Genomic DNA, 12,193 nt, shown 5'->3' on the forward strand with positions numbered 1-12,193 from the left:
TCCCAACTGATGTCTTATTTAGCTGGCATAGTTCGACCCATGCGCGCGGAACGGCTCCTCCGGCTCCTCCTCCAGCTGCAGACCCGCGGCCGCTGCACAGTCGCCGACCTGGCCGCCGCCCTCGACGTCTCGCACCGCACCGTCCAGCGCGACCTCGACGCCCTCAGCCTCGCCGGAGTCCCCGTCTACGCCACCCGCGGCCGCGGCGGCGGCTGGTCCCTGCTCCCCGACTACCGCAGCCGGCTCACCGGGCTCACACCGTCCGAAGTGATGTCCGTCTTCGTCGGCGCCACCGCCCACGTCCTCGCCGACCTCGGCCTCGACGCCTCGTCCGACCAGGCCGTCCTCAAACTGATCGCCACCCTCCCCGACGCCTCCCGCCGCGACGCCGAGTACGCCCGCCAACGCCTCCTCATCGACCACGCCGGCTGGGACGACCGCCGCGAAACCCCGCGCTGGCTCGACCTCTGCCGCGAAGCCGTCTGGCAGGAACGCAACCTGTCCATCACCTACGACATCGCATCCACCCACGCCGACGAGCCCTTCACCATCTCCCCACTAGGCCTCGTCGCCAAGAACCGCACCTGGTACCTGATCGCCGCCCGCACCGACGGCCGCCTCCGCACCTACCGCCTCAGCCGCCTGACCTCAGCCACCCTGACCCCCGACACCTTCACCCGCCCACCCGGCTTCGACCTCGCCACCCACTGGTCCCAGTCCCAACAAGCCTTCCGCGCCACCCGCCCCTCCTACCCCGTAGTCCTCCAAGTCCGCGAAGAAGCCCTCCGCCGCTTCCACCCCACCGCCCCACCCCTCCCCACCACCAACGGCTGGTGGATCCTCCACACCGACCTCGAAAACCCCACCGAAGCCACCGCCGCCGTCCTATCCCAAGCCGGCGCCGCCATAGCCCTCTCCCCACCCGCCCTGACAACCGCAGTAGCCAACGCCGCCCAGTCCCTCAAAAACCTGCACCAGTCGGCAAATCTGTAGCGCCGGGCGATGCGTACCGACCACGCTCCAACGGTTCGGCCCGGCAGCAACCAGAAGTTCCATCCGCGCCGTACCGCCCACTCCACAACCTTCAGTTGGCGTCGGAGTAGGCGAGGTGGGTGGCGCAGTGGAGGCATTCGAAGAGGTAGGCGGTGAGGTCGCCGTCGGGCGTCAGGTTGGTGAGCCGATCGTGGGCTTGGGCCTCGTCAACGCCGAACTCGCGGGCCTCCTGATAGAGGGACTCGAGGGCGGCGGGGTCGTGCTGGAGCTGGGTCCAGCCGATTCGGCCCAGGTAGGCGGCACCGTCGTTGCAGTGGAAGAGCCAGCGGGTGTCTTGCCAGGCGTAGTAGCTGGGGGTGCGTTGCTCGAGCTCTTCCAGTACGGCGAGGGGTACGCCGTCCGGTATGCCCCAGAGATCGGTCAACGCGCCCACTGCACCGCTGGCGATGCAGCCGAGGCACACGTCACCCGCCTTGCCGCCTACAACGGGGCCGACGTACCGGAAGCCTGTGCGTTCGATGCAAACGACACAGGCAGCGTCACTCGCCTCGGCGGAGCCGGTGGCGAACGGGTCCGGGTGGTAGCGGAAGAAAGGAATCGACGTCACGGCTCGATTCTCGGCGCCCTGTCAACCCGTTAGCCTCTGGGGATGCTGGAGATCGCTGGACTGTTCAAGGGCGAGCCGTTCGAGCCGCCGCCCGATGACGCGATGGTCGCGGGATCTACGCCATCGGCCGGACGCACGACTACAGCCTCTGCGGGAACACCAACAGCCAGTTCTGGCAGAGCGAATGGGGCTACCCCGATATCGGCGTGTACTTCGCAAACTGCCCGTCGGCCGGGCACGACATGATCGCCCTCGACTACCGCACCCCGGGCGAACCAAGCGTCGTCCATATCGATCAGGAAGTGGACTACAGAATCACCAAGCTGGCGCCCGACTTCGCGACCTTCATCGCCAACCTCAAGGACGAGTCCGAGTACGACGAGGAATGAGGTTCGCGCCCGCGCGGACCATGTCCCAGTTCGTGGTTGGAGCACCGGCCAGCGCGCGCGACAGCCAGGTGGCCCGGTCGGCCTGTTCGGTGTGCAGATAGGGAAAGTCGATGTCCACACCAGGCGGCGGGCCGGCAGCGACCTCGGCGATTCGGGCTTGCATGGCAGTCATCAGGTTCTGGTGGAACTCTTCGATAGCGCTCATGAACTCGGAGAAGCCGACCGTGACCTCACCCACCGGAGCTGAGGTGTAGAGACTCGGATCGGCGTCGAACCAGCTGATGCCGTCGCAAGGATCGGCGTCAGCACGACGGACGCTCCGACGCAAAGCTCGACCTATGAAGCCGACCACCGTGACGCCTCATCGCGCAGCCGCCTTCAGTCCGACCCGATGACCGTCCGGATCAAGCACGATCCCGAACCGCTGCCCCCACGGCATCTCCGCGGGCGCCTTGACGACCGTCGCCCCCATAGTCCCGAGTTCGGCAACGATCTCGTCGAGCCGCTGCGCCGATTCCACCTCGAAGTCCACCTGCGGGCCACCTGCCGACGGTTGCGGCCCGGATTCGTCCCACCAAGCGGCAAACGCAGTCGAATGCAACACGATGGTGACACCGGTATTCGTCGACACCCAAGCCTCAGCAGCCCCCTGCCCCTGCCGATTCCGAGCACTGAACGTCACCCCGAGCACCGCATAAAAAGCACGGCTCCGCTCGAGATCCCCCACGACAAGATTGACCTGAACCACAGCAACCATCCCCCCACCCTGCCACGCCCCAAGCTCCCGACCTCGCTCACGCGGGTCACCCCCTGAGCCGGCCAACTCCCGCCCAACCCCGGACCGCCCCCACTGACCAAGCCCCTGCCCGGACCATCCGCCACGCTGAATCAAGCGTCGACCGAACGCCCAGAGCCCAGTTGATCAGTGCCACAGGTCCGCCATACCAACCGAACGCCCACGCCATCACAATCGCCCGCCACCCATGACCCAAGGCGGGCAACCGGCGAAAGGAGCCAGTTGTGATGGGCCGGCGATCCGCCCTCATAGACGGAGCGCACACCAGCCGGCCCGGTGCGGCCTCGAGTGTGGTGGCTGTGCCGGGCTCAGTGGATGAGCTCACCCAGTGGCTTTCTGACGCCTTCGAAGGCGTCGTGGAAACGAGGCAGCTGGCTCTTCGCTATTCCGTTGCCGGTAGCAACACGTTGCCAGTCAGCGGTGGCGTCGAGCACGTCACGGATGATCTGCCGGGCATCAGCGGTGGTGACACGAAACGATCCGGCGTAGGTTATGAGACCGTCGAGCTCGTCCTCTCGCCGATGCGCTCCACCGATCCCGGTGACTCGTTGCGCGGCCCCGTCCGGATTTGGATTCACGTCGAAGATCGGGGAGATGCGCCAACCGGACGCTCCGTCCCGCAAGAAGCCGTGGTTGCGCAGATGATCGTCGGTGTTGTGAATCGCGATCGAGAAGACGATCCGACGCCATAGCTGGTGCAGGTCTTCACTGGTTCGCGAGCTGAACTCGGTCAGGGTCTCAGCTACCTCAAGATAGTCACCCGGGCTACCGTCCCGTCCTTCGACCATCGTCATGGCACTCATGTATCCAACGCGACGCCCTTGGTCTCTGTCGAAGCGCTCCAGGAGAAGGACTGTTCTGCCGTCGATCACGGCTGTCTCGCGATGTGGGGTGTCGATTCCGGCACGCTCAGCCAGGTCCAGGGCAGTCTTCTCCCACCCCATCACATCCCACTCATCGCTGTGGTGAGGAAACTTGGCAATGAGCAGTCGCCTGTCATCGCGGACCGAAGCCTTCGGACGCGCACCTCCCAGCGAGCCGGATCCGGCATCGAGAAGATCTTTGACGGCAGACAGGTCGTCGGCGTCTTGAGCCACGACATCTGCCGCTCGAAGCAGTCTCGGTAGCTCGATGAGCTTGGGGACGTTGAGACCCTGATGGAGGAAATCGCCATCAGCTTCCTGACGGAAGCGCAAAGCACCTTGGCGCGTCAGGTCGCTGACTCCCAAGAGGTAGTCGACGTCCCCCACCGAAGGAACCGTTCGCGCTTCGCGCAGCGCTTGGGCACGAATCGCCTTCGAGATAAGGTTCTTGCCCCATCTGTCAGGCGAGCAATCAGCGAAAGCACCTGGCAATCCAGCCGGCGCGTAGTTGCCCTTCAGGAGCGGCATCGCGGGATCGATCGCGTAGGCGCCCGGCCGCGCCAAGTACTCCTCGGCGTAGCGAAATGAGGTCGAGGTCACGCCTTGCCTGTACGTGAAGTATGCGGTCCCGACCTCGACTGTCCGGCCATCCAGTTCGACGCTCACGAGGACCGAGTCGCTCAAGGCCTGACCCTTTTCGGGAGGACCGTGTCGGCGCGGGCGCGGCCCACATCCGTCTCATAGGGGTCCAAGGCCTCGACAACGCGATCGAGGGTTCCCAGGACGCGAGCAACATTGAGGAACACGGCGATCCCCACAGTGGTCTCGCCCTTCTCCAGCCGACGCAGGGTATCTCTCGAGATCCCCGCTCGGTCCGCGACTTGCTCAGCCGTCAGACTCTGGAGCTTGCGCCAAGTGGTCAGGTGCGCACCAATACGCTCGGCACTGAGCCGAGTCCTGGCAGGCTCGGAGCGACTGGCCATGGGATACCTCATCACTTAATGCCGACTCTGTGCGTCACTATATCTCTTAATGACGACTGTGTCAGTCATTAAGGCAGGAGCGACCTAGGTCGGTAGCTACAGACCGAGCAGGCCCGAGTCGCAGAGACGGTCGGCGTTCAGGTCGTGCGCAGGCAGCGACCGGCGGCGCTCCGCCGGTCTTCGGCGGGGGCTGCGTTGCGTGCTTGCGCCGGAGGCGCCAATGGAACAGTCGCCGCCGGAGGCGGTGTCGTTTGGACGCCGGAGGGGGTTAGACGTTGAAGCGGAATTCGACTACGTCGCCGTCTTGCATGATGTAGTCCTTGCCTTCCATGCGGACCTTGCCTACGGCGCGGGTGGCTACGAGGGTGCCGGCGTCGAGGAGGTCCTGGTAGGAGACGATCTCGGCCTTGATGAAGCCGCGCTGGAAGTCGGTGTGGATGACGCCGGCGGCTTCGGGGGCGGTGGCTCCTACCTTGATGGTCCAGGCGCGGGCTTCTTTGGGGCCGGCGGTGAGGTAGGTCTGGAGGCCGAGGGTGTCGAAGCCGACGCGGGCCAGGACGTCGAGGCCTGGTTCGTCGATGCCCATCTCCTTGAGCATCTCGAGGGCTTCGGCCTCGTCGCCGAGCTCGACCAGCTCGGCCTCGAACTTGGCGTCGAGGAAGATCGCCTCGGCGGGGGCGACCAGGTCGCGCATCTGCTGCTTCAGCGGCTCGTCGGACAGTTCGTCGGCGTCGCAGTTGAAGACGAACAGGTAGGGCTTGGCGGTCATCAGCATCAGCTCGCGGATCGCGTCGCGATCGACGGTGGTGGCGATGATCGGCGTACCGGCCTCGAGGTGCTTCTGGGCCTCGCGGACGGCCTCGAGGGTGATGGCCGCCTCCTTCTTGAGGCGGGTCTCCTTCTCCAGCCGCGGGATCGCCTTCTCGACGGTCTGCAGGTCGGCGAGGATCAGCTCGGTCTGGATGGTGGAGATGTCGTCGGCCGGCGAGACCTTGCCGTCGACGTGGGTGACGTCGTCGTCGCGGAAGACCCGGGTGACCTGGCAGATCGCGTCGGACTCGCGGATGTGGCTGAGGAACTTGTTGCCCAGGCCCTCACCCTCCGACGCGCCGCGGACGATGCCGGCGATGTCGACGAACTGCACCGTGGCCGGGATCACCTTGGCGGAGTTGTAGAGCGCCGCGAGCTTGTCCAGCCGCGGGTCCGGTACGCCGACGACCCCGACGTTCGGCTCGATCGTCGCGAACGGGTAGTTCGCCGCGAGCACGTTGTTCTTGGTCAGCGCGTTGAAGAGCGTGGACTTGCCCGCATTGGGGAGCCCGACGATTCCGATGGTGAGTGCCACGGGCGTCAAGACTACGCGGGTCGGGCGTGATGACCCCAATTCAGATCAGGAACGACTCCAGCTCGGCGTCGTACCAGCGCGAAGTACGGCCCAGTGAACGCATCCCGAGCCGGCGGCAGACGGCGAGGGAGGCGCCGTTGTCCGGGCGCACGACCGCGTAGATCTGCGACAGCCCGGCCTTGAAACCGTGCCCGATCGCGCCGCGCGCGGCTTCGGTCGCCAGCCCGCGGCCCCAGGCGTCGGGGTGGAAGTGCCAGCCCACCTCGACCTCGCCGCGTCCGGCCGTACCGTCCGAGGGATCCGGCAGCGGGACGAGCAGCACGGTCCCCGCGACGGTCTCGGTCGCGCGCTCGTACACGGCCCAGATCCCGTACGTCGGATCCTGGTTCCGCTCGTTCCAGCGGTCGATCACCCGGTTCGCGCTGTCGCGGTCCGTCATCACCTTGGGGTCCGCGCCGAGCCAGCGCGCGACCTCCCAGCGCCGGTAGATGTCGAACACCCGGTCACCGTCGGCGGCCGCCCAGTCACGCACGAGCAAACGGTCCGTCTCGTAGACCACCTTCGGCTCCATCCCAATCCCCTTCCTTCCCCCTCGCCCCTTCCCTTCCGGATGATCTATCCGTCCGAACCAGGCAAGAGCAAGTAACGTCTCCACTCTGTGACCAGTTGGCGAAAGCTCGTCCCGAATCGTTCACGCTTCGTGTTCGGTTGCCTCCAGTTCCTGCGGTTCGGCCTGCTCGAACTGGTCTCCTGCCTGTTCCCGGCGTTCCTCTTCGCCGGCCTCGCGATCTCCAAGTACGTCGACCTCCCGATCGCCCGGTACGACGCGCTGCTGATCTACTGCCTCGCCCTGACGCTGCTGTTCTGGGCGGTGCGGCTGGAGACCTGGCGCGAGGTCGCGGTGATCTTCGGGTTCCACCTGGTCGGCCTCGGGCTGGAGATCTTCAAGGTCCGGATCGGCTCCTGGCAGTACCCGGGTGACGCGGTCACCAAGTTCGGCGGTGTACCGCTGTTCGCCGGCTTCATGTACGCCGCGGTCGGCAGCTACATCTGCCAGGCCTGGCGGCGGTTCGATCTACGGGTGAGCGGCTACCGCCCGGTCGCGACCACGATCCTCGCCGTACTGATCTATGCGAACTTCTTCACCCATCGCTGGATCCCCGACCTGCGGATCCCGATCGCCGTCGCACTGCTCTGGGTTCTGCGCAGGACCTGGGTCTTCTACACAGTCGGCGTACGGCGGTACCGGATGCCGCTCGCGGTGTCGTTCGGGCTGATCGGCTTCTTCCTGTGGATCGCCGAGAACTTCGGCACGTTCCTGGATGCCTGGAACTACCCGGACCAGGTGGACGTGTGGCGACTCGTGCACCCGGCGAAGTTCGGCGCGTGGGCCTTGCTGGTCAGCATGAGCTTCGTACTGGTCGCGAGTGTCAAGGCCCTTGAGGGCAGGCTGTATCACCGCGGTACCCCCGCGACAGTGGCGACACCGCGTGCGACCGAGGTCACACCAGCAGCCGATTACAGAGAACGTGAAGGCGCTGAGACCTCACCGCAACACGAAGATGCCAACCACACAAGGGGCTGACGCGTCTTCTGAGTGTGAGGCTCCTGAGGGGGAGCTGGGGATCATCCGCCTGCTAGAGAGGGAGCATCATGTCCCGAAAGTTCGCCGCATTCATCGCGACCGGGGTGGCGCTGGTCGTCGTCGCCGGTGCGTTGCTGGTCCTGGCGCTGGGACACGAACGCCAGCCACATCCGACCGCCGCCAGCTCGCAGCCGGCACCGCCGCCGTCGGCCGGGACGCCGTCGACGACGCCGTCGGGCGAGCCGACCGACACACCGAGCAACAACGCGCCGCCGTCGACCCCGCGCAATCCGGCCGCCGACCCGACCGCGAGCCTGGTCAAGGGCAAGAACAAGAAGGTCCTGTTCTTCAGCTTCGACGACGGACCCGATCCGTACTGGACGCCGAAGGTGCTCGAGACACTCGCCAAGCACAACGCGCACGCGACGTTCTTCGAGCTCGGGAACATGCAGGCCGCCCACCCGGGGCTGCGTGAGCAAGTACTTGCCTCAGGCAACGCTATCGGCAGCCACTCGATCTCGCACCCGCAGCTGACCGCGATCTCGGACGCCGAGCGGCACCGCCAGATCTTCGACGGACCGAAGTCGACCTGCTTCCGGCCGCCGTACGGCGCGAGCAACCCGAAGGTCCGCAAGGACATCAAGGACGCCGGGATGGTCCAGGTGCTCTGGGACGTCGACCCGCGCGACTGGGCCCGGCCGGGTGTCAACGCGATCGTCCAGAACATCATGAACAACGCCCGCAACCACAACATCATCCTGATGCACGACGGTGGTGGCGACCGCACGCAGACCGTGGCCGCGCTCGACAAGGCACTCACCCTGCTGGCGGCGAAGGGCTACTCCTTCCTCGCGATGGACTGCAAGCAGCCCTGATTCAAGGAGCTACACAACCGGCCGGCTCCCACAAAGGGGTCGGCCGGTTGTCGTTTGCCAACGGGTCAGCCGGCCTGAGGCGGGGCCAGCGGCGGGTGATGCGGTGCTTCGGACACCGGCCAGCGACGGATCGGCTCCTGGTCATCGGCAACAAGGAACTCCGGTGCCGTCAACGGCCGGACCGACGCCTCGATGGACTCCATCGCGGTGAGCTCGGCCTCGGTGACGTGCAGGTCGCGGAGCTTGCGCGCGGTGATGAAGACCCGCCGCTCGAACGACCCGACCGTCCCGTTGTACGCCTCGACCGCCGAGGTCAACGAACGCCCGACCCGGCCGAGATGGTCGCCCATCACGCTCAACCGGTCATACAGCTCGCGGCCGAGCTCGAAGACCTGCTGCGCCGACTCGGTCAGCGCCGACTGGTTCCACGCGTACGCCGCGGCCCGCAGCGTCGCGATCAACGTGGTCGGCGTCGCCAGGATCACCCGGCGCTCGGCCGCATACTCCAGCAGGGAAGGCTCGACGTCGAGCGCGGCCGACAGGAACGACTCCCCCGGCACGAACAGGATCACGAACTCCGGCGACGGCGACAACCGCGTCCAGTAAGCCTTCGCGGCCAGTTGGTCGACGTGGACACGCAGATGCCGGGCATGCGCCCGCAACCTGTCCTCCTGAAAATCCGGGTCGTCGGACTCGGCCGCCTCCAGGAACGCCGAAAGCGGCACCTTGGAGTCGACGACCAGATTCTTGCCCTCGGCCAGCCGCACGACGAGGTCGGGCCGGAGCAGCCCGTCCTCACCGGAACCGGACGTCGTGGTCTGCTCGGTGAAGTCGCAGTGCGCGACCATCCCCGCGAGCTCGACCGTCCGCCGCAGGTGCAGCTCACCCCAACGCCCGCGGACCTGGGGTTTTCGGAGTGCGGTCGACAAGGACGCCGTCTCCCGGCGCAGTGCCTCGCCGCTGATCCGAACCTCGTTGACCTGTTGGTGCAGCTCGCTCTGCCAGGCGGCCCGGCCGCGCTCCAACTGATTCAGCTGGGCGTGCAGCCGGTCGAGCGCCTCCTTGACCACGGCCTGGCCGCCCATCTGCTGGCCGACGGCCGTCCGCTCCTGGGTCAGGTCGACGACGCGATCCTCGGCCGCGTCCCGCTCGGCAGTGATCCGGGCGAGCGCGGCACCATCGCGACCGCGCGCCCAGAGCACTCCGAACCCCGCTCCCAGCAGCAGACCCACCACCAGGAACAACAGCACCAGTAATACCGTCGCGCCACTCATGTCACAGATGGTGCCGGACGCCACCGACAGTTTCCGTACACCTACACGGTGTGCCCCCGCAGATCGCGGTGACTCACTTGTTCTGCTCGTTCCGGACCGCCATGTTCGTCAGGTCGGTGACGAGCGGCCGCAGCGTGCTGGCCGCGGCCGCCTGGCCGGCGTTCAGCGCCTCGATCTCGGTCTTGCCGGCCTCCCGCGCCGCGTCGTACGCGCTGTCGAAGGCCTGGTCGGCCCGCAGCCGCTCGTCGACGGTCTGGGCCTCGTACCGCTCGCCCCAGATCGCCTGCCGGCGGATCTCCTTGCGGGTCGCGTCGCCCTGGATCTTGATCTCTTTCAGCAACTCTTCGTACTGCCCCACAGTGAACAACTCCTTCGATGGTGTGCCGCCGGCGGCGAACAATGCGGTGGTGCTGATGCCCCCTGGATCCCCGTGGTCGTTCCCGGGAATGTGACTATGACCGTAGTGGCCGCCCCGGTTCAGCCAGATGGTCCGGCTGCGAGGTGACTCGGGCACGTTGTGGGGCGGGCTGGCGATGAATTTCGGGGGCGGCCCGGCGGGCCAGACGTCCTTGATTCCCCAGGACCGCACTGCGGCCATGAACGCGCGGAAGTTCTTTCCCGGTCTCCAGTACCCCGTGAACGGCGTGGCGGAGCGGCCGATCACCTCGATCTGGATACAGGCCTGGCCGACCCGGTTCGTCAGGGTCGAGCCGTCGTTGCGCAGCGCCCGGCCCCCGACGTTCAGCGGCAGGAACTGGCCCAGCCGATCGGTCAGCGGGTCGTAGAGCACCTGCGGTTCGGCGGACTTGTTCTTCAGGACCCGGATCATCGCGGTCCAGACGGACGACGTACCGGGGTCGGCCTCGGTGGTGTGCCAGACCACGCGGGGCGGTGCTTTCGAGGTGATGGTGCCACCGGGCGACGACGGTGTGATCCGTTCGGCGCCCGGAATCCAGATCGTGCCTGCCATTACTTTCCTTCCTCACTGAAAGATCTGGTCGACCCAAGGCCCGATGATCTCCTGCCCGCGGCGACATCGCATGTCGGGGAGCGGCGGATGGCGGAGGCCCGGGAACGACGCAGAGTGTTCGGCGGATCACACATAGCTATTGGATCAAGTTGGCGGGGATCCGACAACAGTGAGCTGTTGACAGCATGGGGTGAATTCACGGGACTATGAGAGCGCTCTCAAGCAGGACTCGTGATTGAGCACGGACGGCGCCCTCCCGTCCCTCGCCGCCCGTGTGCATCGCCTTCTCACCCTGGGACAGATCTGAGGAGGAACTTGTGCGCAAAAGACTCCATCTCCCGGCGATCGTCGCGGCTCTGGTGACCGCGGCCGGTCTGCTCACCGCCGGCAGCAGCACGCCGGCAGCGGCCGTTCCGGCCACCATTCCGCTGCAGATCAGCAACAAGTCGGGCCGTGGCGACGCCCTGTACATCTACAACCTGGGCACCAACCTGGCCACCGGCCAGCAGGGCTGGGCCGATGCGGCCGGCAATTTCCACGCCTGGCCGGCCGGCGGCAACCCACCGACCCCAGCACCCGACGCGTCCATCGCAGGCCCCGCCAACGGACAGTCCCTCACGATACGGATGCCCAAGTTCTCCGGGCGCGTGTATTTCTCTTACGGGCAGAAATTGGTGTTCAAACTGACCACCGGCGGCCTGGTGCAACCCGCCGTACAGAATCCGTCCGACCCGAACCGCAACATCCTGTTCAGCTGGTCGGAATACACACTGAACGACTCCGGCCTGTGGATCAACAGCACCCAGGTCGACATGTTCTCGGTCCCGTACGCCGTCGGCGTGCAGCCCACAGGTGGCACCACCAAGAGCACCGGGCATCTGAAGCCTGGCGGCTACAACGCCTTCTTCAACTCACTCCGCGGCCAGTCCGGCGGCTGGGGCGGCCTGATCCAGACAGCGCCCAACGGTGGCACCCTACGCGCCCTGTCTCCCTTGTACGGCGTGGAAACCGGCGGACTGCCCGCGAACGCGATGGACGACTACGTCAACCGGGTCTGGTCGAAGTACAGCTCGCAGACGCTCACCGTGACACCGTTCACCGACCAGCCGAACACCAAGTACTTCGGCCGCGTGTCCGGCAACACGATGAACTTCACCAACAGCGCGGGCCAGACCGTCACGTCGTTCCAGAAGCCTGACTCGGCCAGCATCTTCGGTTGCTTCAAGCTGCTCGACGCACCGAACGACCTGGTCCGCGGCCCGATCTCGCGGACCCTCTGCGCCGGCTACAACCGGTCGACCCTGCTGGTGAACCCGAACCAGCCGGACCCGAACAACGCCAACTTCTACAAGGACGGCATCACCAACCAGTACTCGAAGAAGGTGCACGAGCAGATGGTGGACGGCAAGGCGTACGGCTTCGCCTTCGACGACGTCGGCGCGCACGAGGCCCTCGTCCACGACGGCAACCCGGCCCAGGCGTACCTGACGCTGGATCCCTTCAACTGAAGCTG

Annotated in this window: 14 protein-coding genes; 5 read left to right on the forward strand and 9 right to left on the reverse strand. The window is 66.3% G+C overall.

Annotation, left to right across the window (positions count from 1 at the left end):
• Window positions 1-39: 39 nt before the first annotated feature.
• On the forward strand, window positions 40-993 hold the full coding sequence (locus OG474_RS07230; protein ID WP_405061430.1) for a helix-turn-helix transcriptional regulator: 954 nt from the start codon (window positions 40-42) through the stop codon (window positions 991-993).
• Window positions 994-1,084: 91 nt separating this feature from the next.
• On the opposite strand, the gene OG474_RS07235 is transcribed toward OG474_RS07230, so the two are convergent.
• Window positions 1,085-1,600, reverse strand: a complete 516-nt coding sequence (locus OG474_RS07235) for a CbrC family protein (RefSeq protein ID WP_405061431.1) — start codon at window positions 1,598-1,600, stop codon at window positions 1,085-1,087.
• 122 nt (window positions 1,601-1,722) lie between these two features.
• Here OG474_RS07235 and OG474_RS07240 point away from each other — a divergent pair, with 122 nt between their 5' ends.
• Window positions 1,723-1,989, forward strand: coding sequence for an SMI1/KNR4 family protein (locus OG474_RS07240; protein ID WP_405064549.1), 267 nt, complete (start codon window positions 1,723-1,725; stop codon window positions 1,987-1,989).
• Here the strand turns inward: OG474_RS07240 and OG474_RS07245 are convergent.
• The 6 genes from OG474_RS07245 to OG474_RS07270 form a co-directional block, all read right to left on the reverse strand.
• A complete protein-coding gene (locus tag OG474_RS07245; RefSeq protein ID WP_405061432.1) occupies window positions 1,958-2,317 on the reverse strand; it encodes a DUF5984 family protein in 360 nt (119 codons plus the stop codon). The genes OG474_RS07240 and OG474_RS07245 overlap by 32 nt on opposite strands.
• Before the next feature lie 33 nt (window positions 2,318-2,350).
• Entirely contained in the window at window positions 2,351-2,746 is a 396-nt protein-coding gene (locus tag OG474_RS07250; protein WP_405061433.1) for a VOC family protein, read from the reverse strand.
• Between the two features lie 347 nt (window positions 2,747-3,093).
• Window positions 3,094-4,332 carry a type II toxin-antitoxin system HipA family toxin gene (locus tag OG474_RS07255; RefSeq protein WP_405061434.1) on the reverse strand — a complete coding sequence of 413 codons (1,239 nt, stop codon included), beginning with the start codon at window positions 4,330-4,332 and terminating at the stop codon, window positions 3,094-3,096.
• Complete coding sequence (locus OG474_RS07260; RefSeq protein ID WP_405061435.1) at window positions 4,329-4,643, reverse strand: helix-turn-helix domain-containing protein; 315 nt, start codon at window positions 4,641-4,643, stop codon at window positions 4,329-4,331. The genes OG474_RS07255 and OG474_RS07260 overlap by 4 nt, the downstream gene beginning before the upstream one ends.
• 256 nt (window positions 4,644-4,899) lie before the next feature.
• Entirely contained in the window at window positions 4,900-5,976 is a 1,077-nt protein-coding gene (ychF, locus tag OG474_RS07265) for a redox-regulated ATPase YchF (protein ID WP_405061436.1), read from the reverse strand.
• A gap of 40 nt (window positions 5,977-6,016) precedes the next feature.
• Window positions 6,017-6,547 (reverse strand): GNAT family N-acetyltransferase, encoded by a 531-nt coding sequence (locus OG474_RS07270; RefSeq protein ID WP_405061437.1) that lies wholly within the window; start codon window positions 6,545-6,547, stop codon window positions 6,017-6,019.
• A gap of 87 nt (window positions 6,548-6,634) precedes the next feature.
• On the opposite strand from OG474_RS07270, the gene OG474_RS07275 reads away from it, so the two are divergent.
• Together OG474_RS07275 and OG474_RS07280 are read left to right on the forward strand one after the other, a co-directional pair.
• Entirely contained in the window at window positions 6,635-7,561 is a 927-nt protein-coding gene (locus OG474_RS07275; protein ID WP_405061438.1) for a DUF817 domain-containing protein, read from the forward strand.
• Window positions 7,562-7,629: 68 nt separating this feature from the next.
• On the forward strand, window positions 7,630-8,436 hold the full coding sequence (locus OG474_RS07280; protein WP_405061439.1) for a polysaccharide deacetylase family protein: 807 nt from the start codon (window positions 7,630-7,632) through the stop codon (window positions 8,434-8,436).
• 65 nt (window positions 8,437-8,501) lie between these two features.
• Here the strand turns inward: OG474_RS07280 and OG474_RS07285 are convergent, their stop codons facing one another.
• Window positions 8,502-9,710 carry a DNA recombination protein RmuC gene (locus OG474_RS07285; RefSeq protein WP_405061440.1) on the reverse strand — a complete coding sequence of 403 codons (1,209 nt, stop codon included), beginning with the start codon at window positions 9,708-9,710 and terminating at the stop codon, window positions 8,502-8,504.
• Between the two features lie 73 nt (window positions 9,711-9,783).
• A complete protein-coding gene (locus OG474_RS07290; RefSeq protein ID WP_405061441.1) occupies window positions 9,784-10,680 on the reverse strand; it encodes a hypothetical protein in 897 nt (298 codons plus the stop codon).
• 317 nt (window positions 10,681-10,997) lie between these two features.
• Here OG474_RS07290 and OG474_RS07295 point away from each other — a divergent pair, with 317 nt between their 5' ends.
• Window positions 10,998-12,188: a glycoside hydrolase family 64 protein gene (locus tag OG474_RS07295; protein WP_405061442.1), complete on the forward strand. Its 1,191-nt coding sequence runs from the start codon at window positions 10,998-11,000 to the stop codon at window positions 12,186-12,188.
• Window positions 12,189-12,193 lie beyond the last annotated feature (5 nt).

Source organism: Kribbella sp. NBC_01505 (assembly GCF_045040285.1).
GTDB lineage: Bacteria > Actinomycetota > Actinomycetes > Propionibacteriales > Kribbellaceae > Kribbella.

Coding starts and splice junctions, on each gene's coding strand:
- OG474_RS07230 (WP_405061430.1), top strand. CDS start 40: ATGCGCGCGGAACGGCTCCTCCGGCTCCTCCTCCAGCTGCAGACCCGC.
- OG474_RS07250 (WP_405061433.1), bottom strand. CDS start 2,746: ATGGTTGCTGTGGTTCAGGTCAATCTTGTCGTGGGGGATCTCGAGCGG.
- OG474_RS07260 (WP_405061435.1), bottom strand. CDS start 4,643: ATGAGGTATCCCATGGCCAGTCGCTCCGAGCCTGCCAGGACTCGGCTC.
- OG474_RS07270 (WP_405061437.1), bottom strand. CDS start 6,547: ATGGAGCCGAAGGTGGTCTACGAGACGGACCGTTTGCTCGTGCGTGAC.
- OG474_RS07280 (WP_405061439.1), top strand. CDS start 7,630: ATGTCCCGAAAGTTCGCCGCATTCATCGCGACCGGGGTGGCGCTGGTC.
- OG474_RS07285 (WP_405061440.1), bottom strand. CDS start 9,710: ATGAGTGGCGCGACGGTATTACTGGTGCTGTTGTTCCTGGTGGTGGGT.
- OG474_RS07290 (WP_405061441.1), bottom strand. CDS start 10,680: ATGGCAGGCACGATCTGGATTCCGGGCGCCGAACGGATCACACCGTCG.